Source organism: Bradyrhizobium sp. SZCCHNRI20481, assembly GCF_032485055.1.
In the GTDB taxonomy this organism is placed as follows: domain Bacteria; phylum Pseudomonadota; class Alphaproteobacteria; order Rhizobiales; family Xanthobacteraceae; genus Bradyrhizobium.
Map to the genome: position 1 here is coordinate 14,171 of NZ_JAUEUE010000001.1, position 25,325 is coordinate 39,495.

The following is a 25,325-nucleotide window of genomic DNA, read 5'->3' on the forward strand; positions in this document are numbered from 1 at the left end:
AAATCTCAGCTAAGGGTCTTAGCAGATTTTTGAAGGGCAAAGGCCCTCTTTCCGACACATGCGCGCTTTGCCGCTGACCTGTGGCCCGGCAGCCGGACACCCATTCCAGGCGGAAGGTGCTTCAGGTCCCGTTGCGGAGAGTTGCGACGCGGACGGCCGAACGCGGCGCCCTAGGCGCTGCGCAGCGGCAGGGCCAGCCCGACCGCCACGAAGATGCCGCCGCAGACCTGGTTGAAGCGCCGCCCGACCCGCGCGAGCCAGGGGCGAACCTGGGCCGCCGCGCTGGCGATGGCGTATTCGGTGACGAACTCGGTCACCGTATAGGTGACGGCCACGACGGCGAACTGCACCGCCAGGCTGCGATCTGGATCGATGAACTGCGGCAGCAGCGCGCTGAAGAACAGCAGGCATTTCGGGTTGGTCGCCGCGGTCAGGAAACCCTGGCGGAACAGCGCGTGTCCTCTGGCCGTCACGGCTTGGTCGGCCAGATCGACGCCCACCGGCGGCGCGAGCCACAACTTGACCCCGAGCCATGCGAGATACAGCCCGCCCACCCATTTCAGGACCACGAGCCAAGTGATCGACGACTGCACCAGCGCACCGATGCCGAACATGCACAGCGCGATGACGAGGATGAAGCCGATCAGGCCGCCCGCGATCGTGAACAGAGTCCTGCGTCCGCCGTGCAGCGCCCCGTGCGTCAAGGCGAGCAGGCCGCTCGGGCCTGGCGTCAGGGAGATCCCCACGGACGTGACGAAGAACAGCAGCCAGGTGTTGAGGGCCATCCCGATCCCCGTGATCAAGCGAACCGACCGATCCGCCGGGCCGGACGTTTGCCTATTCCACCGTGACCGACTTGGCGAGGTTGCGCGGCTGGTCGACGTCGGTCCCCATCACCACGGCGGTGTGGTAGGCCAGGAGCTGCACCGGGATGGCGTAGACGATCGGCGTGAACGTCGCGGCCATGTCCGGCATGGTGATCGTCACCAGCGAGTCCACGGTCGCCTCCTCGGCTCCCTTGGCGTCTGTCATCAGGATGATCTTGCCGCCGCGCGCGGCGACCTCCTGCATGTTCGACACCGTCTTCTCGAACACGCGATCATAGGGCGCGATGACGACGACCGGCATGGTCTCGTCGATCAGCGCGATCGGGCCGTGCTTGAGCTCGCCGGCGGCGTAGCCCTCGGCGTGGATGTACGAGATCTCCTTCAGCTTCAGCGCGCCTTCGAGCGCCAGCGGATAGGAGGTGCCGCGGCCGAGATAGAGCACGTCCTTCGACTTCGCGATCTCGCGGGCGAGCTTCTCGATCTGCGGCTCGGTCGTCAACGCCGCCGCGATCAGGCGAGGCACTTCGACCAGGCCATGCACCAGCTTGGTCTCGTCAGCCTCCGACAATTCGCCGCGGCCGCGACCTGCCGCGATCGCCAGCGCCGCGAGCACCATCAGCTGGCAGGTGAACGCCTTGGTCGAGGCAACGCCGATCTCGGGACCTGCCAACGTCGGCATCACGATCTCGCTTTCGCGCGCGATCGTCGAGGTCGGCACGTTGACGACGGAGAGCGTGTGCACGCCCTGCGACTTCGCATAGCGCAGCGCCGCCAGGGTGTCGGCAGTCTCGCCGGACTGCGAGATGAAGATGGCGAGATCGCCCTGGCGCAGCGGCGCCTCGCGATAGCGGAACTCCGAGGCGACGTCGAGTTCGACCGGCACGCGCGCGAAGCGCTCGAACCAGTACTTGGCGACGAAGCCGGCGTAGCTCGCGGTGCCGCAGGCGGTGATCGAGATGCGCTGAATGTCCTTGAAGTCGAACGGCAGCCGCGCCGGCAGCACTACGCGCTCGGTGCCCATGTCGACATAGCGCGCCAGCGTATGGCCGACGACCTCCGGCTGCTCGTGGATCTCCTTGGCCATGAAGTGGCGATAGTTGGCCTTGTCGACCAGGAACGACGACGCGCCGGATTTCAACACGTCGCGCTTCACCACCGCGCCCGAGGCGTCGTGGATGATGCCGGAGTCGCGGGTGATCTCGACCCAGTCGCCATCATCGAGATAGCTGATCGTGTCGGTGAACGGCGCCAGCGCGATCGCATCCGAGCCGAGAAACATTTCACCGTCGCCGTAGCCCATCGCGAGCGGCGAGCCCTTGCGCGCGCCGATCAGGAGGTTGCCATGACCCTTGAACAGGAAGGCCAGCGCGAACGCGCCCTTCAATTGCGGCAGCGACGCAGCCACGGCCTGCTGCGGCGAATGGCCTTTCAGCAAATAGGAGTTGACCAGATGGACGACGGTCTCGGTGTCCGTTTCCGACGCGAACCTGGCGCCCTGCTTTTCGAGCTCGGCCCGTAGTTCGCGAAAATTCTCGATGATGCCGTTATGTACCACGGCAACGTTGTCAGTCGCATGCGGATGCGCGTTGCTCTCGGTCGGCTTGCCGTGGGTCGCCCAGCGCGTGTGACCGATGCCGGCGTGCCCCTTCAGCGGATGCTGCTCGAGCCGCTTCTGCAGGTTCTTGAGCTTGCCCTCGGCGCGCCGCCGGTCCAAATGATCGCCCTCGAGCGTGGCAACGCCCGCGGAATCGTAGCCGCGATATTCGAGACGTTTCAAGGAATCGACGAGATGCTCGGCAACCGGCCCGCGTCCCAGGATCCCGATGATTCCGCACATCAGCGCTAGTCCCCAAATCGTCGAGAGAGATTCAAAAGCGTGGCATTGTCTTAACGAAAACGGCGCGCTTTCAGGATTCAATAATTATTGCGGATTGCGACAGGGTTAAGTGGGAGCCCTAACCGAGGGCCTGCATGCAACTCCGGTTTGATGCGGAGGTCCGGTTCGGAGCGCACTTAACGCCCGGTCAACGCTTTCGCGCAGAGACTGTCGCGTCGGAGAGGACGCCATGACCTATAGCCGCCGCCCAACTGATCCCAAAGGCACCAGCCCGCTGAGCCTGTCGCATCCGACCTCCGGAAGCCATCTGGCGCACTGGCCGCCGCCGGCCTTGAGCAGCGAGCTCAAGCCGATGCCGATCAAACATCGCGCCAACGAGCCCGTCAAGCACGCCACCCGCCGCGGGTGGCGTTTGACACGTGCGATGTTCGCCGAGTTCCAGGACGACGAAGGCTGATTTCTCAGCTCACTTCTTGTGGCGTTGCTTGGCATTCCGGAAGCGCGCCGCCGCGCCTTCGCGTGTTGTCTGCGGGCTCCGCTCCAGCGCCAGCGCATCATCGGGCACGTCGCGCGTGATCACCGAGCCAGAGCCGATATAGGCGCGGGCGCCGATGGTGATCGGCGCCACCAGCGAGGTGTTGGTGCCGATGAAAGCGCCCTCGCCGATATTGGTCTTGTGCTTGTTGAAGCCGTCATAGTTGCAGGTGATGGTGCCGGCACCGATATTGGCATTGGCCCCAACATGGGCGTCACCGATATAGGACAGGTGATTGACCTTCACGCCCGCCTCCAGCACCGCGGCCTTGGCCTCGACGAAATTGCCGATCTTGGCGCCGTCTCCGAGTGTCGTACCGGGCCGCAGCCGCGCGAACGGCCCGAGCAGGCTGTTCCGGCCGAGCTTGGACTGCACGATGTGCGAAAACGAATGCACCACCGCGCCGTCGCCGATCGACACGCCGGGGCCGATCACGACGAACGGCTCGATGGTCACGTCCTTGCCGAACGTGGTATCCGCAGCGAGGTAGACGGTCTCCGGCGCGACCAGCGTCACGCCTGCATCCATCGCCGCGCGGCGCAGCCGGTTCTGCATCACCGCCTCGGCTTCGGCGAGCTGCGCCTTGGTGTTGACGCCGCGCACCTCGTCCTCGGAGGTCTCGATCACGACCGCCTCGAGCCCCTGCTCGCGCGCGATCGCCACCGCATCGACCAGATAGTACTCGCCCTTGCTGTTGGCATTGCCGATCCTGTCGAGGATCGCGAGCGCGCGACGGCCGTCCATCGCCATCACCCCGGCATTGCACAGCGTGATCGCCCGCTCCGCTTCGCTTGCATCGGCCTGCTCGCGGATCGCGACCAGCTTCGATCCGTCGAGCAGAAGGCGTCCATAGCCGGTCGGATCGGCGGCGCGGAAGCCGAGCACGGCGAGCGCTGCGCCTTCCACGAGCGCTGCCCGCAGCCGCGCGAACGTCTCGGCCGTGATCAGCGGCGTGTCGCCGAATGCGACCAGCAGATCGTCTGCGCCGCGCGCGATCGCCTGCCGCGCCGCCAGCACCGCATGCGCCGTCCCCAGCCGCTCGCGCTGAACGAAGATATCCGCGTCGGGCCGCAGGCGCCTGGCTTCCTTCTCGACCGCTTCGTGCCCTGGCCCCACCACCACGGCGATGCTGGCGCCATCGCCTTGCGGCGCCGCCGCCAGGACGTGCGCGAGCAATGATTCGCCGGCGATGGGATGCAGCACCTTGGGGACGCTCGTGCGCATCCGCGTGCCCTCGCCTGCCGCAAGCACGATGGTCAGACTGGATCGAGCGGTCATGAAACACCTGGGATGAAGGGAGCGCATAGGTCGCGCTGTCATAATGCGTTTTCTGCGCGGGGCAAACCGCACCCGCTGAAGCCCCTGGTGGTTTTCCTGTTAATGTTCGCTTCGTGATTCGATTAAGGCAGGTTCATGGCTAAGGACTCCCGCAAATCCGCCGGCACAAATGGAGCTGAGAAGACGGGGGCGACTCTGTCCGGACTGTTTGCCGACGAGAACGAGTTCGATCGCCGCGCGCTGTGGCGGCTCGGCTGGTGGGGGGCTGGCGCCGTCGGCGCCGTCGGCCTGGCCGTTTTCACCAATCAGGCCGCACAGGGATGGCGGCAGGACCGTGTTTCCGCGGCCGATCTGTCGCGCCAGGCACAATTGCTGCAGTCGCTGGCCCGCGAGACGCAAGGCGAGGCGCGCCAGCTCGGCGCGGCCATCGAGACGCTCAACACCGATCGCGACCGGCTGTACGCGCGCGTGACCGTGCTCGAGCAGGGATTGGACTCGGTGACCGGCGCGCTGGCCAAGCAGAGCGCCCAGGCAACCGCCAATCCCGCCCCCGGCGGCAAAGCCGCACCCGCGCCGCAGATCGCGGCCGTGGAGTCCCAGGCCACGGTGGCGGCCCCATCGAGTTCCGCGGCGTCCAGCCCCTTGCCGGCCTACGCGAACGCGTCGCCGTTCATGCCGATTCCCAACGGGGCCGCCGGAATCAATCCGGCTCAGCCCGGTTCCCCGGCGGCTGCCGCGAGCGCCGACAAGACGAAACAGGAGCAGTCCAGGCCGATGTCGGCCGGGCTGTCGGGTGCTTCGTCATCGTCCGTCTCCGCCGCTCTGTCGCCGACCCCGCCTGCACCCGCCGTCGCGGCGACCGGTTCCCAGCCGCCTGGTGGCGCACCGGACCCGGCCGGCAAGCCGGCCGAGACCGACAAGCTCGCAAAGGCTGAGCCCGCAGAGGCCGCCGCCAAGGGCAATGACAGCACGGACGTCACGGTCACGGCGGTCCAGAAGACCGAATTCGCCGTCGATCTCGGCGCGGCCAGCTCGCTCGGAGGATTGCGGGCGCTGTGGCGGGATCTCGTGAAGACCCATGCCGACCTCGCCTCGCTCAGGCCGATCATCATCCTGAAGGAAGGCCGGAGCGGTCCGGGCATGCAGCTGCGACTCGGCGCCGGCCCATTGGGCGACGCGGCCACGGCGGCGAAGATCTGCGCGGTGCTCGCCGAGAGCCGGCGCGCTTGCGAGACCACCGTCTATGACGGCCAGCGCCTCGCAGTCCGCGAGGAGCCGGAGGGGGCCGAGGCGGCCAAGCCGGGCGCTCCCGCGGTTGCCGCCCAGAAGCCGGTGCAGCGCCGGCGCACGTTTCAGCCGCAGGCCCAGCAGCAGCGCCACGGCAAGCGCGAGGAGCCGCCGCCCACAGCAGCAGCACCGGCGCCGCCGCCGGCAGAGGCGCCCAAGCCCGAGCAACCGTCGGCGCTGTCGTCGTTCTTCCGCCGCTCCTGAGCCTCAAATCATCGTGCGGCCAAAGCCGGTTGGGACGGATTGTGAAAGCAGTCCGCGAACCGGCTTTGCGGCTTGTCCGACGATCCTTTCCGCAGCATAGTCCCGCGCATGAAAAAGACCCCGTTCCGCCTCTCGCCCTATCAGGTGCAATGGCTCCTGATCATAGGCTTCGTCACCGTCGGCTATGCCCTCTATCTGCGCTATCTCGCGATCGAGCTGTCGAGCGTCGCGCTGGCCTGCGATGCCGGCCTGCAGACGCTGGCCTGCAAGAGCCGGGCGGTCGCGACCACGCTGTTCAAGAATTCGGTATTCGGCGCCACCGCGCTGGTGATTGCAGTGCTGCACGTGATGCGGCCGTCGATCGTGCTGTTGACCGGCGGGCTGATCGCCGCCGGCCTCGGCATCGTGCTCTACAACATCGTGCTGTCGGGCTTGGCGATCGGCCTGCTCATTCTCGGATTTGCGCGGCCCGCGCCCGCCACAGCGTGAACGCCAGCAGCAGATACATCGCGCAGGTCCACATCGCCTGCCAGTTGTCGCGGCCCTCGTTGTAGATCACGTAGACCGAGGAGATCGCGAGCAGGCCGGCGAAGCTGGCCTCGGCGATCGGGCGCGCGCCCTGCGCCGGACGATTGCCGAGCAGCATCGCGAACGGCACCACTGCCATGGTCAGGCTCGCGAACGGGAAATCGCGGTAGCGCGGGTCGAACACGAAGCCGAGCGCCGTCTCGGCCGCAATCAGCACCGTCACGACGAGGACCAGGCCCAGCAGGTAGGTGATCTTCAACTGCTTGCGGCCGTCATTCGGTCCGAGCAGGTCGAGAAAGGTCGGCAACGGCCGCCCGGCCATCGCCGCGTTGGCGCTGAGGATGGGCGCCAGGACGCCGGCAGCGAGCAGCGCCCCCCAATGCAGCCAGCCGCCGACACCGAGGCTCTCATAGAACATTTTGTCCGCGGCCATGCCGAACAGCACGCCCGCTGTCGTCGCGGAGAACCCGACCCCGATCCAGGCTGAGACGTGCGGCGGCCAGGGCCGGCGCCGCACCGTCAGCCACCCGGCCAGGAACACCACGAACGACAGGATCATGCCGCCGCCCATCTGCAGCTTCCACAGCGGATAGTTGCTGACGGGCTCGCCCGGCGGATATTTCAGCGCGCGCTGGTCGTCGCTGATCAGGCCCCAATAGCCGCCGACCGTGCCCTCGAGCTTGCGCTTCCACGGCTGATCATAGGCCTCGATCAGGTTGACGCGGAAGTTCTCGCGCTTGGCGAGGCTGAGGATCTCCGACACCACCCGCGCCTGGTTGGCGCGCGACGGCAGCGCACCCTCGCGCATCCGCCCCTCGCTCGGCCAGCCGGTCTCGCCGATCAGAATCTCCTTGCCCGGAAAGGCGACGCCGACCTGCTGGCGGATGGCGTCGACATGGGAGGCGGCGAATTTCGCGCGCACCGGCATGTCCTCCCAATACGGAAGGATATGAACCGTGACGAAGTCGACGATGTCGTAGAGCTCGCGATTGCGCAGCCAGAACTCCCAGACGTCGGCATAGGTCACGGGGACCTGGACCTGGGCCTTGACGCTGCGGATGGTCGCAGCGAGATCGGCGGTCGTCATCTCACCGCGCAGCAGCACCTCGTTGCCGACCACGACCGCCGTGATCACCTTCGGATAGCGCTTGATCAGGTCGACCGCGATCGCGATCTGCTGCTCGTTCTTCAGCTTGTTGGAGCCGAGCCAGATGCCCTGGATCACCTTGATGCCGACCCGGGATGCGATTCCCGGCACCTGGTCGAGGCCGTTCTCGATCGAATAGGTGCGCACGCATTCGGAGATCTTGGCGAGCTGCACCAGGTCCTGCTCGATCTGCTCGGCGTCGATATGGGTGGTCGGATCCAGCGGGCTCTGCTGGCCGCGGAACGGCGCATAGGACACGCACTGCAGCTTCGAATCGAGCTCGATCGGCGCGCGCGCGAGCGTGATCGGCTGGGCCAGCCACCACCACGCGGCGGCGATGACACCCAAGGATATGAGCAGAAGCGCCAGCGGCGTAGGAAGGGATTTCAGTTCCGTGTCTCCAGGCAGGGTGGTGTCGATTACCCGGTCGGCGGCGATCTGCCAAGTAGGCGATCGGCCGAGCCCTCCGGCACTCTTGGCGGACCCGCTCCAAATCACCCTTTTACGATGACGCGAGAAAGTTGGTACGTTGCTGGACAAATTCCGAGATTCCGGTCATTGGGAATCCCGGTTGACCCCGGCCGTCGCAACCAGGTTTCTCGGCCCTGCGCAAGCGCCCGTCAGGAACGCTCCGCGACAGTCGGAATCAATCTCCCGCCGCAATCGGGGCCGATTTGATCGGCATCACCACTGCGTCCGTCAGGGGACGGCACGAAGGCAACAATCGGGGAATTTATGGGTCGACGCGTGCTCAAGTCCAAGTTTTCGGTTTCGCGCCTGTCCGCGGCTCTGGGCCTCGTGCTCCTCATCGGCGCGCCCGGCGCCCTCGCCCAGAGCGGCAGCGACCATCCCCAGGACCAAAAGCCGCAGGCGGCCAATCCGGCCGACGTGTCGAGGGACAACCAGCGCAAGGCCGACGAATTCACCGAAGCGTCCCAGGCGCTCAGTGGCGGCCCGGCCGGCAATCCCGAATGCGTCTGGCTCGGCCGCCGCGTCGTCCAGCTGATGTACAACGACGACCTCGATACCGCCTTCCGCCACCTCGATCTCTATGACCGGTTCGGCTGCCCCGGTGGCCACGTTCAGGCCGCCTTCCGCTGCCTGACGCGATTCATCCCGCAGATCGATCCGAAGGTGCCGAACTCGCTGAACAACCACGTCCATACCTGCTGGATCAATCCGGACGCGAAGCCGCAGGTGGCTGCCGCGCCTGCGCCGGGCCCGGCCTCGAGCCCGGCAGCGACGCCGGCCGCGCAGGCGTCGCCAGCGCCGACGCAGCAGCCCGCCCCCCAGGCTTCGCCCTCGCCCCCGCAGCCTCCGGCGAAGTGACCGGCGCCTGAGGCAGGCAGGACGCACGATCCCGGCGACCGCCCCCCATGCGTGGCGTGCGCATGACAGCGCTCCGATCACGTGGCAGGATACGACCGAGATACGATCGAGGTCGTCGACGCGCGCTTGAGCCTCGCCCCGGTTCAGGCACCGTTCAGCATGATTGGGCTCTGTTGGGATGGCATATGATGTCGCGGCCTTCGGCTGTGACGGCGTGAGAATGACCGCCTTCGTCGTCGAACGTCACGCGTGAACGTGCTCCCGGTAGCATCGCATACCCGAGATGGAACGGCGATCGACCGCTCCGCTTCACCGCTGACTTGATCCTAGGAATGGTTGCCCCTCCAATGCGTGCCGTCGTCGCCGTCCTGCTCCTCGTCACCGCTGTGCACGCCGCCCTCTGGGGACTGCTGCAGGACAAGCAGGAGGCCCCCAATTTCACCGGCCTGCTGCAGAGCGTTTCCTACGATCCGCATGAAGGAACCGGAGCCCCCGGCGCCAACACCGTGGCCTCGCCGGAACGTATCCGCGCCGACATGAAGAAGCTCGCCACGATGACGCGGGCCATCCGGCTTTACTCTTCTACCGGCGGCCTCGAGATCGTGCCGCCGCTGGCCGCGGAGGCCGGACTGAAGGTGATGCTCGGCGCCTGGATCGACAAGGATCCGGACCGCAACGAGCGCGAGATCCAGTCGGCCATCACCCTCGCCCGCCGCAACAGCAACGTCATCGGCATCGTGGTCGGCAACGAGACCATCCTCACGGCGACCCAGAAGGTCGATGAGCTGATCGAGAAGATCAAGCGCGTGAAGAAGTCGGTCAACGTGCCCGTCACCACCGGCGACGTCTGGAACAGTTGGCGCGACAACCCCGAGCTCGCGGCCAATGTCGACTTCATCGCCGCGCACGTGCTGCCCTATTGGGAATTCTTCACCGACGACCAGGCGGTCGATCAGGCGGTGGATCGCTATCAGCTTCTGAAGAAGCAGTTCCCCGGCAAGCGCATCATGATCGCCGAGTTCGGCTGGCCGAGCCAGGGCTACAGCCGCAGCGGCGACAACCGCGGCCCCGCCGTGCCGGGCCCGCTCCGGCAGGCGAAGGTGCTGCGCAATTTTCTCGCCCAGGCCGCCTCGATCGGCATGGAATACAACATCGTCGAGGCCATCGATCAGCCCTGGAAATATTTCGAAGGCGGCGTCGGCCCGTATTGGGGCGTCCTGAATGCCGCGCGCGAGGCGAAATTCGCCTGGACCGGCCCGATCGTGAATCCCGACTATTGGCAGCTCGCGGCCATCGCGCTGCTGGTCGGCGTGCTGCTGTCGCTGCCGATCGTGCGGCTGCGCCAGCCGACCGTGCTGCAGGCCATGATGCTCGCCATCACGGCACATGGCGTCGGTGCCTGGGTCTCCAACGTCTTCGCCTATTGGAACGTGCATTATTTCGTCTGGGGCTCGACCTTCGCACTGACCCTCGGCCTGATCCTCTTGGTTCCATTGATCCTCATTGCGATGGCCCGCATCGAGGAGATCGCCGCGATCGCCTTCGGCCGCGAGCCGCGCCGTCTGCTGACCCGCGACAAGGCCGCGCGCGACCGCGCCGCCATGCCGGAGGGCTATTGCCCGAAGGTGTCGATCCACGTGCCGGCCTATTTCGAGCCGGTCGACATGATGAAGCAGACGCTGGATGCGCTGGCGCGGCTCGACTACCCGAACTACGAGGTCGTCTGCATCATCAACAACACGCCCGACCCGGCGTTCTGGCAGCCGATCCAGGATCACTGCCGCATGCTCGGCGAGCGCTTCAAGTTCATCAACGCCGAGAAGGTCAAGGGCTTCAAGGCCGGCGCCTTGCGCATCGCGATGGAGCGCACCGCCGTCGACGCCGAGATCATCGGCATCATCGACGCCGACTATGTCGTGACGCCGGACTGGCTCTCCGACCTCGTGCCGGCCTTCGCCGACCCCGCCGTCGGCCTGGTGCAGGCGCCGCAGGAGCATCGCGACGAGGATCTGTCGCTGATGCACTACATCATGAATGGCGAATATGCCGGGTTCTTCGACATCGGCATGGTCCAGCGCAACGAGGAGAACGCGATCATCGTGCACGGCACGATGTGCCTGATCCGGCGCGCGGCGATGGACATGGCCGGCGGCTGGTCGAGCGACACGATCTGCGAGGACACCGATCTCGGCCTCGCCATCCAGGAGCTGGGCTGGCAGACCCACTACACCAACACCCGCTACGGCCAGGGCCTCCTGCCCGACACCTACGAGGCGTTCAAGAAGCAGCGCCATCGCTGGGCCTATGGCGGCTTCCAGATCGTCAAGAAGCACTGGCGTCGCTTCCTGCCCGGCCACAGCCGGCTGACCTCGGACCAGAAGCGCGAGTTCTCGCTCGGCTGGCTCAACTGGCTCGGTGCCGAGAGCCTCGGCGTCGTGGTCGCGATCCTCAACCTGATCTGGACGCCGATCGTGGCCTTCGCCGGCATCGCCATTCCCGACAAGATCCTGACCATCCCGATCCTCGCCGCCTTCGTGGTCTCGCTGGCGCACTTCCTGATCCTCTACCGGCTGCGCGTCGCCATCCGGCCCTGGCAGATGCTGGGCGCGATGATCGCGGCGATGTCCGTGCAATGGACGGTCAGCCGCGCCGTGGCCCAGGGCCTGATCACCGAGCATCTCGCCTTCGCCCGCACGTCCAAGGGCGGCCTCTCACGGATGTCGATCGAGTTCCAAGCGTTCTGGGAGGCCGTGATCGGCGCCCTGCTCCTGATCGGCGCCACCATCCTGATCGTGACCAACACCCTGCAGATCACCGAGCTCTACATCTTCGCCGCCGTCCTGATCCTGGAGAGCCTGCCGTTCCTCTCCGCGGTCGCGATCGCGCTGCTGGAGATGTCCCGCATCAACTCCTTCGAGTTCTGGCACTACACCACCGTCCGCACCGCCGAGCTGATCGGCCTGCGCCCGGTCTGGGTGCCCGAGCTGGCGGCGCCGGGCATGCAGCCGGCCCCGCTGAGCGCGGCGGCCAAGGTGGCCGTGCCGGCCGCGACGAAGGTGCCGGAGAAGGTGTAGCCGAGAGGCCGGCGTCGGGTGACTTCGGCACCGGTCCCCGGCAATTGCATGGGACAGCCCGCCCGCGACCATCCTTCGAGACGCCCGCCTCCGGCGGGCTCCTCAGGATGAGGACGGCGTGCGCGGCCCGAGCGATCTGCGGCGAGGTCTGCGCCCTTATCCAGCGGTGCGACCGCCCTCACGCCCCCCTTCTCAACCCTCATGGTGAGGAGCGCCGCCCCTTGGCGGCGCGTCTCGAACCACGAGGCCCCCGCCGCCGCGGCACACTCCCGCCCACCACACCCCCAACCCCCTCCACCCGCTCACACAATCGACCCACCACGCCTCTGTGGTTTCACCCCCTATTGACCGAAACAAACCCACCCCCTACACAGCGCGGGCGACAGCATGCGGCCCATGACCGGGGTTTTTGCGCCCCGTTCCCGCGCCGCAGTGAACCACGGCGACGCCTTGCGCGTTCTCATGGTATCCTGCCGACGATCCGGACAGTGACGGCTCAAGCCGCCACACCGCTTCCTTGGAAGCGAGCGCGTAGCTCAGCCGGTAGAGCACGTGACTTTTAATCATGGGGTCCCGGGTTCGAGTCCCGGCGCGCTCACCAAATCCCCAAGAATTTCAATGATTTATTGTTCCGGGCCGAATTACCGCTTGGCCTCGGTGTGGATTTGTCCTCAATTTGTCCTCAACGCTATCATGGCGCTTTAGGACGCTGCGCGATGGTCCCATGCTGGCGCTGTTATCGATCCCAAGCTTCTCTGGGTGGCTGCTCATCTGGGCCAAGCGTCTCAAGCTAGCTTTGAGTCTGTCGCTCCTGTGCCTCTCAGCCGGAGCCGTTCTTGCAGCTCTGCTGCACAGTGATTTGACGTTCGCCAATGATCTCATTGGCCGCGCCACGGTAGTCGACGGCGACACGATCGAAATCCATGGCGAGCGCATCAGGCTATGGGGCATCGACGCGCCGGAGGGCGACCAGCTTTGCCGGAATAGCGACAGCGATCTCTATCCGTGCGGCCGACAGGCTGCAGCATCCCTAGCCGCGCTTTTCCACGCGATCCCCCGCCCGGTCACCTGCTCCCCGAAAAGCCAAGACCAATACGGCCGCACTGTAGCGGTCTGCCTGCTCGGCGTTCCCGGTCCGGACTTAGGCCAATGGTTGGTTGCCAACGGCCATGCCCTCGACTGGCCCAAGTACTCGCAGGGTCGATACGGCGAGGCTCAACGCGGCGCCGAGAAAGCTGGTCGGGGCATGTGGTCGGGCAGCTTCGTTGAGCCGTGGCATTATCGGGATTGCATCCGGGCAGGCGGACGCCCCTCAGCCTGCTCCGACGATTTAGATCAACATCCATAGAGCGGCCATCGTCACCTGCTGACTTACCCCGTGACCCGCATTGCCAATCTGGGTCCATTCTGCCAGAGCGTGAGCCGCATGAGCCCGAATTACGAGTTTGTATTTGAAAGAGCGCTTTCGCTATCGGGAGTTGAGCGGCCCCGCGTCCTTGATTACGGCTGCGGGCGCGGCGAGGTGGTCATTCACGGACGTCAGGCTGGCTACGAGTTTTTTGGAGCAGATTTGGACGCCCCGGCGTCGGAACGTCCCGAGCACTTCCGAGCGCTCCGGGATGGCCGACTCGACTTCGATGACGGGTTCTTCGACGTCGTCATCTCGAACCAAGTATTCGAACACGTCAGAAACCCGCAGCTTGCGGTGTCCGAGATCGCACGTGTCCTCAAGCCCGGCGGAACGTTCCTGGCCTTGTTCCCCGACCGCAGCTCTTGGTTCGAGGGCCATGTCGGACTGTACTTTGTGCACCACCTGCCCGACGCCGTGGCGCATCGTTACATGCGCGCCGCCCATCGCCTCGGCTTTGGCTACTACCGCGACGGCAAGAGCCCGAAGGACTGGGCCGATTTCATGCTGAACCAGCTCAAGACTGACGTCTTCTACTACTCGCCCAAGGACCTGCGAACCTGGTGGCGAGCGGCTTTCGGCTCTGCTCCGGTCGCGGCTGAGGCTGACTTTATGCGGTTCCGCCTTCAGTCCAAGGGGCTTAAGGGGCTGTCACGGCTCGCACACGCGCCGGTGGCTGCGGATGTCCTCTCGTTCGTCTGCCGCAAGCGGGCCGGCATCGTTTGGGTAACACGCAAGTCCAGCGCCCCAGCTTGATGGGATCGCTGGCCGCGTGACCGACTGTTTCCGGTGAGATTGCGCTTCTCCACCGCTTCCGGTTGAATGGCCCGATGAGATCGGGGAGCGTGATCATTCTGCTGGGGCTCACTGCCCTGGTGTCGTATTCGGTCGGGCAGCAAGGCGCGCCCGGCAGCGGCACGGCCACGCCTGCTACCCCGGTCCCTGCCGCGCAAGTCACCCTGACCAAGCCGGTGGCGTTTACGGCCGTCCCGGCCGAAACGGCGAGCCCGCCTGCCGCAAGACCGGAGACCGACCGTCGGGTCATTGCGGCGCCGACCAATCTCGCCCCGTCAGCGAAGCCAGAAAGCAATCGCCAGCCCGCTCCAACGCAGGCCAAGCTCGCGCCGCCGGAGAAGCCGGCCGCACCCGATACAAAGCGCAAGGTTGAGACCGCGCTCACGGCCGCTGCAATCGTGGCGATCCTAATCAAGGCCAGCCGAGAGCAGTACTACGCCACGGGTCACCCCTGCGCCTGTCCGGATGATCTGATGAGAAACGGCAGAGCTTGCGGGGCACGCAGCGCTCATTCAAGGCCGGGAGGCGCGTCGCCTCTGTGCTATCCGAGCGACGTCAAGCCGGAGATGATTGAGGACTATAGACGTCAAGCGGCGCAGGCCAGCCGATAGGATCGGGTCGAGAACATCAGCGGCATGGGCTCCCGCTTCAGCGTCCCCGCACCCGGCATCAGCCCTGAGGCTTCATCCCAAGGCGCTCGCCGCACATGCTGCCATAGGCCCCCACCACGCCGAGGAGGCCGTCACCCGCGTTCGGGTCCTCCGTGTTGAGCTGTTCTATGATTCCGGTCGGCGATGCGACGACGTTGACCTTACATGCGTAGGTCTTCGCGCTTCTGTCACTCGTTAACGTGGTCTCGGTCGCAAGCTGCCAGACATACGACGATTGACCGCGGTTCATCCGGAAACTGCTGGTCGGCGGCCCCCACTTCATCACGAGGGTATCGACATTCTTGCCGACATATTCCTGACCGAGGCGCGCCCGGACCTCCGGCGCAGATGCTGCACAAGCGCCCAATACGGCACAGATGGCCGTCACCCCAACCAATCGCATCGGCTCCCCCTCTAATACCAATGAACCGCAATCGTTCGGGTCTGGCAACACCCCAGGTAGCGCCGTGAATCTTTTTCCCGAACTATCTCTGGGATTGGGCGACGCGCCGCCGGCCAGAGGTCACCCGGTCCCGCAGCTTGCGCCGAGCGTATGCACAGCCCCAAGACCTAGCGGCTTTCCGAAAGCAGCAATCGGCGAGATCATGCGGCATGAGCACCAAATCGCGCGAACGCCTCTACGGGTCCGCAATTCGCATTGCAGCGGAGCAGGCCGCGCGCGCCCGCAAGGAGGCAGATCGCCTTGCCTGCATCGCCTGGAACAAGCTCATGCTTGAAGCCGGCGGACCGGCGCAACCGTCGCCCGCGCTCGGCGATGCCTTGAACGCGGGATTCGGCTATCTTGAGGTCCGATGCCTCGGCTGCCACACCAACCAGACCGTCGCGCTCGACGTCGTCCGCCGACCGAAGATCACGCCTATTCATGAGCTGGAGCGATACATGCGCTGCAAGGACTGCTCGCAGCTCCGAGGGCATCCATACAAGCGGAGCGCACTGGTGGCGCTACGCGAGACCAAGATTTCGGCGAGCAATCCCCCATCAACATGGTGGCCCGAGCAGCGATGAAACGCTGCTCACAACGCCGCAAGCAATAATGATACGCATCGGGAGCCAACATGCCGAAGATGTTCACCGTCAGTCGCTGGCAAGCCAACTCGGTCGTCGGCACGACATGCCTTCTTTTGTGCACACACGCCTACGCAATTGAGCCAAAAGACGTCACCTTTTACTGTACATCGGAGGCTGTGGGCGGGCTTCGATACGATGAGCAGCTCAAAAAATGGCGTTCTGCTAACTTTCAAGCTGATGGTCGATTCGTTTTGAAGTTGGAGTTTGTTTCGACCACGAGCGAACCAATCTACGAAGGCGCTTCTCCAAGCATAGTTCATAGATTTAGAATCACGGTGAGACCAGCGGGATCGACGATTGACAGTCGTTGCATCGCTGACAGCGATGATGGCTTGGTTGCCGTATGGCCTCGGGGGCACGTGCGTTGTAGTTATTCGCTTTCAGAACTCCGGTTTAACCCGGCCAACAATCGGTTTTTGGAAAGTTATCTGATCGGTTACATCAGCGGTGAGGACAACAACAAGGACACACCGTCTATTGCGGCTGGCATCTGCACCAAGATTGATTGACCGGCGCTCCAGGACTAGCGACTCTAGCCCATGCGGGCCGGTTCTGCCGCCGCGCGCGTCTATATGGGACCAAGCCGACTTGGCCCGTTTTGCCGCTCAAAATGCTCAACGCTCCAGCGACTTTACGAGGGAAGACCATGACCCCGACGGACTTCCTACATAGTGTAGTCGCTCCGAACGTCGAGGCGCTGGAGAGCAGCGTTGGCGACCTTCGGTTGGCGGTGAACGCATTCCTGACGCTGGATGCGCTCGCGGGCGTTGTTCATGCCGACCGACGCGGGCGCGGACTAGAACAGGGTGACGACCACGCCTTTCGAAACAGACTGGCTGCACAGCACCTCGAATATCGGATACTCAGAGACGCGGCTTTTGCCTTGAAACACGGTCAACTGAACGCTTCGACTCGGCTTGTCCAACGGGCGCAGCAGGTGGTGGCCTACAGCTCCGCATGGGATGAAGCAGTTTGGGACCGCTCGCATTGGGACAAACCGGCCCTTGTTTGGGTAGAGGCGAACGATCCTGCACATTCCCGTCTTGCGTACGAACTGGCGCGGGCCGTGCTCAATATCTTGCAGAATATCGTCTAGCGGCTGTTATGTGCAATCTCTACAGCATCACCACGAACCAAGCTGCTATTGCCGCGCTGTTCCGGACCGTGCGCCAATACGAAGGCAACCTGCCGCCGATGCCCGGCGTGTTCCCGGACTATCCAGCGCCCGTCGTTCGCGGCAATGGTGACGACCGCGAGATGGTGCTGATGCGATGGGGCATGCCGCCGCCTCCGCGCACGGGCGGCCCGCCGGTCACCAACATCCGCAACACGGCCTCGCCCCACTGGCGCGGCTGGCTGAAGCCGGAGAACCGCTGTCTCGTCCCCTTCAACAGCTTTGCCGAATACGCGCCGGAGCCGAACCCGAAGACGAAGAAGAAGGACGTTGTCTGGTTCGCCCTGTCCGACGATCGGCCCCTGACCTGCTTTGCGGGCATCTGGGCCGAGTTCAAGGGTGTCCGTGGCACCAAGTCCAGGCCGGTCCCCGGTCCGCATCTGGTCTATGGGTTCCTGACCACCGAGCCCAATGCCGTCGTCGCGCCGATTCATCCCAAGGTGATGCCGGTCATCCTGACGAATGCCGAGGAGCGCGAGGTCTGGCTGCGGGCACCATGGGATGAAGCGAGGGGTCTGCAGCGACCGCTGCCAAATAGCGCACTTACAATCGTGATGCGTGGAGCAAACAAGGAACATGATGCTGGTGTCGCATGACCAACCTTGGTGAACAAAATCACGATGCTATGATCTCGGCCGAGAGTTCGGCGTGGACTCCCGCGTTCGTGTTTCCTGACCTATTCTTGAAGGACCCGATCGAAGATGAGATAGCAGCTATCGTAACTTTTAATGATACTCGCGTTCGCGAAATCTGTGCCAGGATGCCAGAGTTCGCAGAATTTGTTAGCAAATTTACAGATGCCTTTGGCCGGAAGCTCCAACCGAGCATACTCATCCTCAACAAGGATGCGCCGAAATCGTTCATCAAGCTCGGGCCGGCCACCAGCTTTCGCGATCTGGTTGCGTTGTCGGCGATCCCAATATCGAGAGCAAAATCTGCACTATGGCAGCAGAGCTTTGGAACGTATTACTCTGACTGGTACGATTTCTATCCATGGATGATAACTCTTGGTCGACATCTCGGGTGTTCCACGCCAGCCGTCGCCAACCTCGAGACGGTCGACAACTTCCGTGGACAAGGCGATCCGGGCCTTCTTCCGGTCACACTCGATAAAACCGATTTCGATCTCGTGCTGCTAAATGCGTTGTTAAAACGGTGGCGGGTCCGATACAACGGACGCCCACCGACGTGGCCAGACAGAGCACTGTTTCGGTCCCTTGATATGGCTTTTGCCGCGGCCAAGATGCCCGCGAAGGCTGACGTCTCACACTTCTCGCTGGGGCGCAGTATCAGCCTATGGGTCAGCGCATTCGAAATCTTGGCACACCCGAAGACGGGACGGTCGGAAACGTCGCTGGTTTACTCGTTGCTAGACAAAGCTCCGTGGCACGACGCCGGCTTACGCCGAAAGCGCTACAAAGCGTTCGTGTCGGCCAACAAGCAAAAGCAGAGAAAAGCGCCGCTGCGGAGCCTACCTTGCTGGCTCTATGGCGAAATCTATCACGCGCGCAACGACTTCCTTCACGGGAATCCCGTGCGCCCCGATCGTTTGGTGGTCAAGACGTCTGGCAAGAGTTTGTTCAACTATGCGCCGCTGCTGTATCGGATGGCGCTTGCCTCCTTTCTCGATATTCGAATTCCGTCTCCTCTAGCAAGCATTCAGCAACTCGGAGCCGATCATCTAGCGCGACGTATGGCGTTCTTTGACCAACAGCGCGAAATCGAGCGAGAGCTGCGCGCAATTCGAAAAGCGGTTAACAAGTGAACCGCGCATCCCGGCGCTTCGTAGTCCGGGTGACTGCGATGATCGCGCCGCACGAAGGAACAATTCCCAGGAAGTTCGATGAGCGAAACCGCATTTGAGATCCTGAAGGCCGTCGGTTCGTTGTCCGGCATCTTTGCAGCGGCGTTTCTAGTATGGGATCGTTACGTAAAGCATTTTCCTGTCGCAATCATTGTGGCGAGACCGCTCGTGGCGGGTAGTCACAACATTGTACATTGTCTTGTCATAAAGAATGTCAGCGATCGGCCGGTTCTGCTAATCTGGCGCAACGAGGTCGACGCCCACCAACTACGCATGGGAAAGTCCCAATCAGCCATCGTTGAAAGTATGTTCGAGGAAGAAACCATTGTTGCCGTCGGTCCAGAAGCTCAGGTCATTTTGCCCCTAATCCAGCCTCCGAACTATGAGGAGATTGATCCAGAAAATTGCATCTGGATCAATCTCCGCTGGCGGTTCGCGCAGCCGAGAATTTGGCTTTTTGACCGCAAATTGAAGATTTGGATTCGAAAAAGGGATTGGGACTACATGGCGGACAACTATATGCCGCCGGCCGACACGTCAGATAAAGATAGCTCAAGCCAATAGCGCATCACGCGGGTGATGCCGGCGTGCGTCGTCGTCAGCGCGACAGGTACCGTCGAGTTGGCGGTAAGCGGCTCGAATGTGCCGTTTGACGCTGTCGCAAACCTCTGGACGATCCGACCGGGCACGATGCGCTCCCCCTCGCTGGCCGATGTCAGCTCATAACCCGCTTCTTCCAACTCATCGATCAGGGACGAGCCCGGCAGCACCTCAATCATCACCGGATCGGCCCCCGGCAGCGACACAATCCAGCCGCCGCGCGCGGTCACCCACCGATTGAGAGCCGCAAACCGCTCGATGGCCCTCTTGGCCGGCTCGAACTGCTTGCCGGGGAAATGCCTCATGTGGCTACTCGCAATCGTGGGCATAGGCCATGACCTTATCAACGAGGTCCTGCAACACCTTGCGCAGGCCGGCGACATCTTTCCGTCCCGGCGTGTGACGCAGCGTGACAAGCCGTGTCGCCACGTTCGCCATGATCTCGTCGATGGCTCGCAACTCGTAATCCTTGGCGGTCGGGATGGCCATCAGTGAACCGTGATCTTGACCGCGCCGGCTGCCGCCGCGCCGAACTCATCTCGGACGGCGCCGATGATCTCCGCGCGCGTCTTGGGTGGCCAGCTTGGCACCCCGGCCGGACACCAAGGATGCCTCATCCGGACGTGCATCAGGAGATCAACGGCCTCGTTGATGCGGGGATTGTCGCTGTAGGTCACCCCTGCCCTCCGTATTGGCCTGACGCCAGCATCGCCAGGTAGCGCCGCTTGTTGGCAGCATACATCCGCTCTTTCGCATCATCCGACAGGTGCAGCCCGCTGACCGCGCCAAACGAATTGCGGGCGATAGCCCGCTCCTCGGCGGACAACGTGATCGCCCCTCTTTCCTGCGTTCCGGCTGGTGTCGGTGTTTCGCGAGAGACCGGCGCCGAAACCGGGATGGTACGGCGAGCCACTGCCACTGGCCGAGGTTGCGACCCCGCCGGTTGCGGAGCCGACCGCACGGGAGATCGCTGGGCGGAGGTCGGCGCGGATGCTGCCGGCGATCCCGGATCGGTCTTCAGCGCCCCTGTGCGGGTCCGCTGGATCAGCTCAAGGTCGGCCGTGACACCGCCAAGGATACGGCTCTTCATCGCCTCGGTGTCGTCCTCCACGCCATCGGCTAACGCGGCGGCGTAGTGCCTCGACGCGAGCGGCGCAATGCTCGGGTCCATCAGCCTTGGGTATTGCTTCAACGTCTCGCGCTTGAACTCGGAGATGCCGGGGATGCGGTCAATCTGTTCCTCAATGGTGGGCTGGCGCGGCGGTGGCTGCTTCGCCAACTCCTCGGCGCGGCGCTGCGCCTCTAGCGCTTGCTTGATTGGGTCGTCCGGTACGGCATGGGTCGCAGCATCTGCCGATGGTTCGGACGGTGTGCCTGGCGGCGGCACATGGTCGACGACCGGCACGGCGCCACCATCCTTGAACGCCAGCGGCTTTCGATACTTCCGACGGGTCACCATCGGGTCACCAAAGGGCTTGAGGTCAGTTGCTGACTCGGCGGACGTTCGGCATGTAGTCGTCCTCGCCGACATGGTTCTTGTCGGTCCGGCCCGGTCCGCCCGCCTTCGGCTTTTTCTGGCCGCTATGATACGAGTTCTCGCTGGCGCGCTCTGCCCAATAGCCGAGGTCCACCGGATTGCGGCTCGCACCGCTCGGGCCAGCCTGTCGCTTGTAATCTCGTAGACGTTTGATGCTGCTCATTTCAGTCTCCTATCGGCCACGCTCGCGGAAAGCAGTGATCTCCATCGGCTGCCCCAAGTCATTGAGCCGCACGTTGGCATCGCGCGGTGGGCTCTCTGGCCGATGACCGCGCGCGGCTTCCTGCAAATACGAGGTGCGCGTGTTGTTCAGGTATTCGGCGAGCGCGACGGCCACATCACCACGGCTGCCATAGATGTTGCTGCAAGGTCTGATCCCTGCCGGATGCTCGACCTGCGCAGACCATTGCTTCGGGTTATTGTTCATCTGCGTTGCGCGGGCGATGCGCTTGGCGCCATCGGCCTCAAGCTCGACGATGTAGACCTCTGCGGCGCGCGTGCTCTTGAAGGTCAGGACCATGGTTACCTCCGCACCGTGCCTTGATCATCGCGATACTCGCCGGTCCGGCGCATGTGCTGATAGCGGGCCTTCTGTCGGGCGTAGATTTCGAGCTTCTGCTCGCGGGACAGGCTGGGGTCTTGGCTGAAATTGGCCGCGACCTCCATCTCCTGATCGTTCAATCCGTGCGGGTTCGCCTGCCGGGCGTGCGCCTGTCCCTGTGCGTAGTAGGAATTGGCGCGCTGCGCGAGTGCGGCGTATTGGGCATCCAATTCGAGAATCCGGTTTGCTGCATCGTTCACCCGGTCGGGGTCTTCCGACATGCGGCCAGCTTCAAGCTCAGCCACCTGCTGTGCTCGCTCTGCCTCGATACGCTGCCCTTGGGCCACAAGGATTTCATCGTAGCTGTAGCTCATGGAATGCTCCTGGATTGATCCGATGACGCGGCGTGGCCGGCACCATTGGCCTGCTGCTGCCGCACGGCTGCAATGGCCCCGTGCTGCATCAGATAGATGTTGACCGCCTGCCGCAGATGGTTCGACCGGTCCATGAGCGACGCATCGGCGAGCAATTGCAGCGCCTCGTATTGCTCCGGACTCGTCCAGAACTCCAATTTGATTGGAAAGCGCGGTCTCTTTGACATGACTAACACCTGATACCTGCGTGCAGCGAGCCGGCGCTCATGCCGGCCACGTCCGTACAGTGCCGCGTCAATGACGCGGCACGATGCCGCCGGAGCAAGCGCGATAGTCGCTCCAGGCGTCGGCAAGCCGATCGTTGGCCTTGTTCAACTTGTTGGGTGAACCGCCGCGCCGATATTCCTCGGTTGCTTGGCGGACTTCTGCCTGTGCTGCGGCGATCGCAGCGGCAGAGCGTTCCAGATCGCTCATAACCTGTTCTTTCTTGAACTTGCCATCACATAAGCGCAGTTTATACCTGGAGCTGGCGGCATGCAACGCGCCGTCTAGTGTCATAGGAGGCGGGTGTGCAGCCGCGTTACGTCACTGTTAGTAGTTCGGGGTCAAGCCCGTGGCAGTCGACCAACTGGCAAGGACAGCCGCCGATCCAGATCGGGTTCGGCATCCGCGTGACCTCGCTCAGCTCGACCTACCAGATTGACGTCACCATAGACGATCCGACCAACACGTTCCCGTCGTCGGCGGGCCCGACCGTATTCTCGGCGAGCGCAATCGGCGGGCCGGTCACGTCGTCCCAAAATCAGATCGGCGCGATCTCGACCTGCCCCATCGCGGCATGGCGCCTGACCAACAACAGCACGGGCGGCGCTGTGACGGTCACGGCGCTCCAGATCGGAATTGGATGATGGTCAGCGACAACGACATCATCGCGCAGGGGCGCGAGGCTATGGCTCGCATCCGTCAGGGCGAGCAGATGTCATTCCAGGACTGGTGCGCTGTCGGCCGCGCCTGTCGCATCGGTCGCCGCGAGGCGATGGCCCTGGCCAAGGTCAACTCGCCGAAGGGCGCAGCGTACAGCCTCCGCATGAACGGTTGGCTAGCTGATCAAGGCCTCGGCGACATCAGCCGCATGGACCAGTTCTACGCGATGCAGATGGCAGACAACCCCGAGGAGATTGGAGCTTGGCGCAACGCCCTGCCCGAAGCCAAGAGGCGCCGGTTCACGTCGCCGCACGGCATTGTCAACGGCTGGCAGAGAAGCTTTCAACGACCGTCGCCGAAGGCGCGAAACATCGTCCAGAAGCCCCGCCCAGCCTGGAAGGCCAAGGGCGCACCGATCGGCATTCCCGGCGACATGATCCAGCGCGCCGCCCTCGCTTTGCGCGAGGGGTGGTGCAATGACGTCGTTGTTCTTGCTCGTCTCGCTATTCAGGCTGCCATCCGCAGCGAGGCGGATGTCATCGAGCTGCTTCCGGTCAAACGCGGGCAGCCGATCCACCAAAAACCGACCGCAAGCGATGTTGTCCATCAACCGATGCGTCCGGCGCCTTTATCCGCCGTTTAGCTGCCGCTTTACGTCGCCCCTTCCGCCATAGCGTCCACTCCTACCCGCGAGTCAGCCGCTGAGTCTTGGAAAGTTCGTCATGAAGCCCGTCGACCAAGTCCGACCAGCACTCGCTTGGCAGCTTCTTGAACCACTTTCGGAGCAGCATGCGGAAGTCTTGGACGTAGAGTTCCCAGGGCTGGGAGTCGGGCTGCGACTTACGCTTGACGACCTTCTTGGGCTTTGGATCGATTGCGGCCTGCGCCTTCGCCTTTAGCTTCGCGATCTTTTGCTCGCGCTCCTTGGGATCAAGCTGGGCCAACTTTTGCCAGCGCGAGGACTGGTCTTTGGTGATGCCGAGGTCGGCCAGTTTCACGGTCGGCGGCTGCGACTGTGATTTTCTATCGCCACCGGCACCGACATCGCGCTCGCGGTTCTCGGCCATCTCGATCAGCAGCTCGCCTGCTCTTGCCTCGGCGCGAAGCTTGATGTCCGTGGCGTAGTCGATCAGATCGCGGTCCTTCGCTTGCTTCGCATAGAGCGCCATGGCCAGCGCCTTATCCCGGATGTCTTTCACTTCATCCACAGCTCTGGCTTCGGCAATTGCTTGGCACGCGGCGTTGTATCGGACGAGAATGGTTGTTGCTGTCACACCTGCTACGGGGGCTTGTGGTTACTCTTGGCGCCACTGCGGCGCGCGGCGGAAGGGCCGCCGAGACGATCGCTGCCGCCGCTCATGACGGCGCGGCAGCGGTTCCGGTGGCAATGCTCATGTGGTATTCTTCGGTTAGAAAGGGATATCGAGGTCAAAGTCACGACTTCGCATCTCAGCCGCTGCGTCGGCCGACAGCTTGGCATCTAACCATCTGGCAACAGACGTTGCCGCACTAATGAGTTCCAAGGACAGCTTGTCATGCGGCTCCATCCTGGAAATCTCGGCTAGAACGTCTTTCGCGCGCACCAGCAGGAGCGCGGGCGGTCTTGTATTGCTGCTCATGCCCCGACCTCCTCAAACGGGTGCAGCACGCCCAGTTCTCTGCCGAACTCGGTGGGGTCAACTGAGACGTCATTGATGATGTTGCGGTTGATGTCGACGATGTAGAAGTCGCCGAGTTCACGCCACCAGCGCGAGTTGCTGCGACAACACCGCAGCGCTTGATCGTCGTGCTTGAGGCGGCGGTTGATACGCGCAATCAGCGCGCGTCGAGTCAAAGGCACCTTCTGTGTAGTTGCCATCGCGCATGTACTCCCTGCAGTTGGCAGGTCGAACATACGCGCATCCGTGCGGCTGTGAAGATGCGCGGGCGCGATTGAGTGTCGATAGGTCCCGAATCGTGTCGATAGCCCAATAGATGAGCAGCGCGCGCTCTGGTATCATTTGACAAGAACATCAGTGGCATGACTCCGGGTGTTGCAGCCGTCTCCTGATAGGAGGCCGGCCCGCAGACCCGATGTCCGGTCTGCGCCATAGCAGCGGATATGCGCAGCCATCGCATTAAGAACCCGGTCTCCTGCCCGGCGCGGGCCTATCAAGCAGCAGATGAGAACGCGGTCACCTCGGTAAAGGCGACAATCCGTCATCCGGAAGCCGAAGCGTGCAGTGGATCGTATCTCGGTCCCATTCACGGGCCATGTAAACCTCCTCAGAAACGGGTCCTCTCTGGAAACATGGGACTCCAGAAGGACGGGACTCCAGGATGGACGTGTGGTGGCAGAGAGGCAGGATGAGATTTTCCCGAGTCCCGGTTTTATAGGCCGGGG

At 63.7% G+C, this 25,325-nt stretch carries 33 protein-coding genes and 1 tRNA gene; 17 read left to right on the top strand and 17 right to left on the bottom strand.

The window, feature by feature from the left end; translation table 11 throughout:
• Nucleotides 1-170: 170 nt before the first annotated feature.
• Entirely contained in the window at nt 171-785 is a 615-nt protein-coding gene (locus tag QX132_RS00050) for a LysE family translocator (protein WP_316159784.1), read from the bottom strand.
• Between the two features lie 52 nt (nt 786-837).
• Complete coding sequence (gene glmS, locus QX132_RS00055; protein WP_315797383.1) at nt 838-2,664, bottom strand: glutamine--fructose-6-phosphate transaminase (isomerizing); 1,827 nt, start codon at nt 2,662-2,664, stop codon at nt 838-840.
• Between the two features lie 229 nt (nt 2,665-2,893).
• On the opposite strand from glmS, the gene QX132_RS00060 reads away from it, so the two are divergent.
• Nucleotides 2,894-3,121: a hypothetical protein gene (locus tag QX132_RS00060; protein WP_315811057.1), complete on the top strand. Its 228-nt coding sequence runs from the start codon at nt 2,894-2,896 to the stop codon at nt 3,119-3,121.
• 9 nt (nt 3,122-3,130) lie between these two features.
• Here QX132_RS00060 and glmU read toward each other — a convergent pair whose 3' ends face one another.
• Nucleotides 3,131-4,477, bottom strand: coding sequence for a bifunctional UDP-N-acetylglucosamine diphosphorylase/glucosamine-1-phosphate N-acetyltransferase GlmU (glmU, locus tag QX132_RS00065; RefSeq protein ID WP_315772133.1), 1,347 nt, complete (start codon nt 4,475-4,477; stop codon nt 3,131-3,133).
• Between the two features lie 135 nt (nt 4,478-4,612).
• Between glmU and QX132_RS00070 the strand changes: the two genes are divergently transcribed.
• Together QX132_RS00070 and QX132_RS00075 are read left to right on the top strand one after the other, a co-directional pair.
• Nucleotides 4,613-5,968 (top strand): hypothetical protein, encoded by a 1,356-nt coding sequence (locus QX132_RS00070; RefSeq protein ID WP_315811058.1) that lies wholly within the window; start codon nt 4,613-4,615, stop codon nt 5,966-5,968.
• A gap of 108 nt (nt 5,969-6,076) precedes the next feature.
• Entirely contained in the window at nt 6,077-6,457 is a 381-nt protein-coding gene (locus QX132_RS00075) for a hypothetical protein (protein ID WP_284416120.1), read from the top strand.
• Here QX132_RS00075 and QX132_RS00080 read toward each other — a convergent pair.
• Nucleotides 6,417-7,997 (bottom strand): beta-(1-6) glucans synthase, encoded by a 1,581-nt coding sequence (locus QX132_RS00080; RefSeq protein ID WP_316159994.1) that lies wholly within the window; start codon nt 7,995-7,997, stop codon nt 6,417-6,419. The two genes, QX132_RS00075 and QX132_RS00080, sit on opposite strands and share 41 nt — an antisense overlap.
• A 381-nt stretch (nt 7,998-8,378) precedes the next feature.
• Between QX132_RS00080 and QX132_RS00085 the strand changes: the two genes are divergently transcribed.
• From QX132_RS00085 to QX132_RS00110, 6 genes are all read left to right on the top strand, one after another.
• Nucleotides 8,379-8,972 (top strand): beta-1-3, beta-1-6-glucan biosynthesis protein, encoded by a 594-nt coding sequence (locus QX132_RS00085; protein ID WP_315737893.1) that lies wholly within the window; start codon nt 8,379-8,381, stop codon nt 8,970-8,972.
• Between the two features lie 347 nt (nt 8,973-9,319).
• Nucleotides 9,320-12,046, top strand: coding sequence for a glycosyltransferase (locus QX132_RS00090; protein ID WP_316159785.1), 2,727 nt, complete (start codon nt 9,320-9,322; stop codon nt 12,044-12,046).
• Between the two features lie 525 nt (nt 12,047-12,571).
• Nucleotides 12,572-12,647: transfer RNA gene (locus QX132_RS00095), tRNA-Lys, on the top strand.
• A 123-nt stretch (nt 12,648-12,770) separates the two neighbouring features.
• Complete coding sequence (locus QX132_RS00100; RefSeq protein ID WP_316159786.1) at nt 12,771-13,394, top strand: thermonuclease family protein; 624 nt, start codon at nt 12,771-12,773, stop codon at nt 13,392-13,394.
• Nucleotides 13,395-13,424: 30 nt separating this feature from the next.
• Complete coding sequence (locus QX132_RS00105; RefSeq protein WP_316159787.1) at nt 13,425-14,210, top strand: class I SAM-dependent methyltransferase; 786 nt, start codon at nt 13,425-13,427, stop codon at nt 14,208-14,210.
• Between the two features lie 89 nt (nt 14,211-14,299).
• A complete protein-coding gene (locus QX132_RS00110) occupies nt 14,300-14,860 on the top strand; it encodes a hypothetical protein (protein WP_316159788.1) in 561 nt (186 codons plus the stop codon).
• Between the two features lie 58 nt (nt 14,861-14,918).
• Here the strand turns inward: QX132_RS00110 and QX132_RS00115 are convergent, their stop codons facing one another.
• A complete protein-coding gene (locus tag QX132_RS00115) occupies nt 14,919-15,302 on the bottom strand; it encodes a hypothetical protein (protein ID WP_316159789.1) in 384 nt (127 codons plus the stop codon).
• Between the two features lie 209 nt (nt 15,303-15,511).
• Here QX132_RS00115 and QX132_RS00120 point away from each other — a divergent pair, with 209 nt between their 5' ends.
• The 6 genes from QX132_RS00120 (at nt 15,512) to QX132_RS00145 (ending at nt 19,530) form a co-directional block, all read left to right on the top strand.
• Nucleotides 15,512-15,925, top strand: coding sequence for a hypothetical protein (locus QX132_RS00120; RefSeq protein ID WP_316159790.1), 414 nt, complete (start codon nt 15,512-15,514; stop codon nt 15,923-15,925).
• A 50-nt stretch (nt 15,926-15,975) separates the two neighbouring features.
• On the top strand, nt 15,976-16,497 hold the full coding sequence (locus tag QX132_RS00125) for a hypothetical protein (protein WP_316159791.1): 522 nt from the start codon (nt 15,976-15,978) through the stop codon (nt 16,495-16,497).
• A 137-nt stretch (nt 16,498-16,634) separates the two neighbouring features.
• Nucleotides 16,635-17,084, top strand: coding sequence for a hypothetical protein (locus tag QX132_RS00130; RefSeq protein WP_316159792.1), 450 nt, complete (start codon nt 16,635-16,637; stop codon nt 17,082-17,084).
• A gap of 8 nt (nt 17,085-17,092) precedes the next feature.
• Nucleotides 17,093-17,758 carry an SOS response-associated peptidase gene (locus QX132_RS00135; protein WP_316159793.1) on the top strand — a complete coding sequence of 222 codons (666 nt, stop codon included), beginning with the start codon at nt 17,093-17,095 and terminating at the stop codon, nt 17,756-17,758.
• Nucleotides 17,755-18,927 (top strand): hypothetical protein, encoded by a 1,173-nt coding sequence (locus tag QX132_RS00140; RefSeq protein WP_316159794.1) that lies wholly within the window; start codon nt 17,755-17,757, stop codon nt 18,925-18,927. The genes QX132_RS00135 and QX132_RS00140 overlap by 4 nt, the downstream gene beginning before the upstream one ends.
• Nucleotides 18,928-19,005: 78 nt before the next feature.
• A complete protein-coding gene (locus QX132_RS00145; RefSeq protein ID WP_316159795.1) occupies nt 19,006-19,530 on the top strand; it encodes a hypothetical protein in 525 nt (174 codons plus the stop codon).
• Here QX132_RS00145 and QX132_RS00150 read toward each other — a convergent pair.
• From QX132_RS00150 to QX132_RS00190, 9 genes are all read right to left on the bottom strand, one after another.
• The gene (locus tag QX132_RS00150; protein WP_316159796.1) at nt 19,482-19,871 is read right to left on the bottom strand and encodes a hypothetical protein; all 390 of its coding nucleotides are present in this window, start codon (nt 19,869-19,871) and stop codon (nt 19,482-19,484) included. The two genes, QX132_RS00145 and QX132_RS00150, sit on opposite strands and share 49 nt — an antisense overlap.
• A 4-nt stretch (nt 19,872-19,875) precedes the next feature.
• A complete protein-coding gene (locus tag QX132_RS00155) occupies nt 19,876-20,055 on the bottom strand; it encodes a hypothetical protein (protein WP_316159797.1) in 180 nt (59 codons plus the stop codon).
• Nucleotides 20,055-20,243 carry a hypothetical protein gene (locus tag QX132_RS00160; protein WP_316159798.1) on the bottom strand — a complete coding sequence of 63 codons (189 nt, stop codon included), beginning with the start codon at nt 20,241-20,243 and terminating at the stop codon, nt 20,055-20,057. Before QX132_RS00160 ends, QX132_RS00155 begins: the two co-directional genes overlap by 1 nt.
• Nucleotides 20,240-21,025 (bottom strand): hypothetical protein, encoded by a 786-nt coding sequence (locus QX132_RS00165; protein WP_316159799.1) that lies wholly within the window; start codon nt 21,023-21,025, stop codon nt 20,240-20,242. Before QX132_RS00165 ends, QX132_RS00160 begins: the two co-directional genes overlap by 4 nt.
• 22 nt (nt 21,026-21,047) lie before the next feature.
• Nucleotides 21,048-21,266 carry a hypothetical protein gene (locus tag QX132_RS00170; RefSeq protein ID WP_316159800.1) on the bottom strand — a complete coding sequence of 73 codons (219 nt, stop codon included), beginning with the start codon at nt 21,264-21,266 and terminating at the stop codon, nt 21,048-21,050.
• A gap of 9 nt (nt 21,267-21,275) precedes the next feature.
• Nucleotides 21,276-21,623, bottom strand: a complete 348-nt coding sequence (locus QX132_RS00175) for a hypothetical protein (RefSeq protein ID WP_316159801.1) — start codon at nt 21,621-21,623, stop codon at nt 21,276-21,278.
• Between the two features lie 2 nt (nt 21,624-21,625).
• Nucleotides 21,626-22,018 carry a hypothetical protein gene (locus tag QX132_RS00180; protein WP_316159802.1) on the bottom strand — a complete coding sequence of 131 codons (393 nt, stop codon included), beginning with the start codon at nt 22,016-22,018 and terminating at the stop codon, nt 21,626-21,628.
• On the bottom strand, nt 22,015-22,245 hold the full coding sequence (locus QX132_RS00185) for a hypothetical protein (protein ID WP_316159803.1): 231 nt from the start codon (nt 22,243-22,245) through the stop codon (nt 22,015-22,017). The genes QX132_RS00180 and QX132_RS00185 overlap by 4 nt, the downstream gene beginning before the upstream one ends.
• A gap of 67 nt (nt 22,246-22,312) precedes the next feature.
• Entirely contained in the window at nt 22,313-22,492 is a 180-nt protein-coding gene (locus tag QX132_RS00190) for a hypothetical protein (RefSeq protein WP_316159804.1), read from the bottom strand.
• Nucleotides 22,493-22,587: 95 nt separating this feature from the next.
• Between QX132_RS00190 and QX132_RS00195 the strand changes: the two genes are divergently transcribed.
• Nucleotides 22,588-22,926, top strand: coding sequence for a hypothetical protein (locus QX132_RS00195; protein WP_316159805.1), 339 nt, complete (start codon nt 22,588-22,590; stop codon nt 22,924-22,926).
• Complete coding sequence (locus QX132_RS00200; RefSeq protein ID WP_316159806.1) at nt 22,926-23,585, top strand: hypothetical protein; 660 nt, start codon at nt 22,926-22,928, stop codon at nt 23,583-23,585. The genes QX132_RS00195 and QX132_RS00200 overlap by 1 nt, the downstream gene beginning before the upstream one ends.
• Before the next feature lie 40 nt (nt 23,586-23,625).
• Here the strand turns inward: QX132_RS00200 and QX132_RS00205 are convergent, their stop codons facing one another.
• From QX132_RS00205 to QX132_RS00215, 3 genes are all read right to left on the bottom strand, one after another.
• Nucleotides 23,626-24,216: a hypothetical protein gene (locus QX132_RS00205; protein ID WP_316159807.1), complete on the bottom strand. Its 591-nt coding sequence runs from the start codon at nt 24,214-24,216 to the stop codon at nt 23,626-23,628.
• Between the two features lie 135 nt (nt 24,217-24,351).
• Nucleotides 24,352-24,561 (bottom strand): hypothetical protein, encoded by a 210-nt coding sequence (locus QX132_RS00210; protein WP_316159808.1) that lies wholly within the window; start codon nt 24,559-24,561, stop codon nt 24,352-24,354.
• Nucleotides 24,558-24,836, bottom strand: coding sequence for a hypothetical protein (locus QX132_RS00215; protein WP_316159809.1), 279 nt, complete (start codon nt 24,834-24,836; stop codon nt 24,558-24,560). Before QX132_RS00215 ends, QX132_RS00210 begins: the two co-directional genes overlap by 4 nt.
• Nucleotides 24,837-25,325 lie beyond the last annotated feature (489 nt).

Coding starts and splice junctions, on each gene's coding strand:
- QX132_RS00070 (WP_315811058.1), top strand. CDS start 4,613: ATGGCTAAGGACTCCCGCAAATCCGCCGGCACAAATGGAGCTGAGAAG.
- QX132_RS00155 (WP_316159797.1), bottom strand. CDS start 20,055: ATGGCCATCCCGACCGCCAAGGATTACGAGTTGCGAGCCATCGACGAG.
- QX132_RS00150 (WP_316159796.1), bottom strand. CDS start 19,871: ATGAGGCATTTCCCCGGCAAGCAGTTCGAGCCGGCCAAGAGGGCCATC.
- QX132_RS00125 (WP_316159791.1), top strand. CDS start 15,976: ATGCCGAAGATGTTCACCGTCAGTCGCTGGCAAGCCAACTCGGTCGTC.
- QX132_RS00130 (WP_316159792.1), top strand. CDS start 16,635: ATGACCCCGACGGACTTCCTACATAGTGTAGTCGCTCCGAACGTCGAG.
- glmU (WP_315772133.1), bottom strand. CDS start 4,477: ATGACCGCTCGATCCAGTCTGACCATCGTGCTTGCGGCAGGCGAGGGC.
- QX132_RS00140 (WP_316159794.1), top strand. CDS start 17,755: ATGACCAACCTTGGTGAACAAAATCACGATGCTATGATCTCGGCCGAG.
- glmS (WP_315797383.1), bottom strand. CDS start 2,664: ATGTGCGGAATCATCGGGATCCTGGGACGCGGGCCGGTTGCCGAGCAT.
- QX132_RS00200 (WP_316159806.1), top strand. CDS start 22,926: ATGGTCAGCGACAACGACATCATCGCGCAGGGGCGCGAGGCTATGGCT.
- QX132_RS00185 (WP_316159803.1), bottom strand. CDS start 22,245: ATGTCAAAGAGACCGCGCTTTCCAATCAAATTGGAGTTCTGGACGAGT.
- QX132_RS00050 (WP_316159784.1), bottom strand. CDS start 785: ATGGCCCTCAACACCTGGCTGCTGTTCTTCGTCACGTCCGTGGGGATC.
- QX132_RS00135 (WP_316159793.1), top strand. CDS start 17,093: ATGTGCAATCTCTACAGCATCACCACGAACCAAGCTGCTATTGCCGCG.
- QX132_RS00180 (WP_316159802.1), bottom strand. CDS start 22,018: ATGAGCTACAGCTACGATGAAATCCTTGTGGCCCAAGGGCAGCGTATC.
- QX132_RS00210 (WP_316159808.1), bottom strand. CDS start 24,561: ATGAGCAGCAATACAAGACCGCCCGCGCTCCTGCTGGTGCGCGCGAAA.
- QX132_RS00175 (WP_316159801.1), bottom strand. CDS start 21,623: ATGGTCCTGACCTTCAAGAGCACGCGCGCCGCAGAGGTCTACATCGTC.
- QX132_RS00115 (WP_316159789.1), bottom strand. CDS start 15,302: ATGCGATTGGTTGGGGTGACGGCCATCTGTGCCGTATTGGGCGCTTGT.
- QX132_RS00165 (WP_316159799.1), bottom strand. CDS start 21,025: ATGGTGACCCGTCGGAAGTATCGAAAGCCGCTGGCGTTCAAGGATGGT.
- QX132_RS00145 (WP_316159795.1), top strand. CDS start 19,006: ATGAGCGAAACCGCATTTGAGATCCTGAAGGCCGTCGGTTCGTTGTCC.
- QX132_RS00100 (WP_316159786.1), top strand. CDS start 12,771: ATGCTGGCGCTGTTATCGATCCCAAGCTTCTCTGGGTGGCTGCTCATC.
- QX132_RS00090 (WP_316159785.1), top strand. CDS start 9,320: ATGCGTGCCGTCGTCGCCGTCCTGCTCCTCGTCACCGCTGTGCACGCC.
- QX132_RS00190 (WP_316159804.1), bottom strand. CDS start 22,492: ATGAGCGATCTGGAACGCTCTGCCGCTGCGATCGCCGCAGCACAGGCA.
- QX132_RS00120 (WP_316159790.1), top strand. CDS start 15,512: ATGAGCACCAAATCGCGCGAACGCCTCTACGGGTCCGCAATTCGCATT.
- QX132_RS00060 (WP_315811057.1), top strand. CDS start 2,894: ATGACCTATAGCCGCCGCCCAACTGATCCCAAAGGCACCAGCCCGCTG.
- QX132_RS00075 (WP_284416120.1), top strand. CDS start 6,077: ATGAAAAAGACCCCGTTCCGCCTCTCGCCCTATCAGGTGCAATGGCTC.
- QX132_RS00170 (WP_316159800.1), bottom strand. CDS start 21,266: ATGAGCAGCATCAAACGTCTACGAGATTACAAGCGACAGGCTGGCCCG.
- QX132_RS00085 (WP_315737893.1), top strand. CDS start 8,379: ATGGGTCGACGCGTGCTCAAGTCCAAGTTTTCGGTTTCGCGCCTGTCC.
- QX132_RS00215 (WP_316159809.1), bottom strand. CDS start 24,836: ATGTTCGACCTGCCAACTGCAGGGAGTACATGCGCGATGGCAACTACA.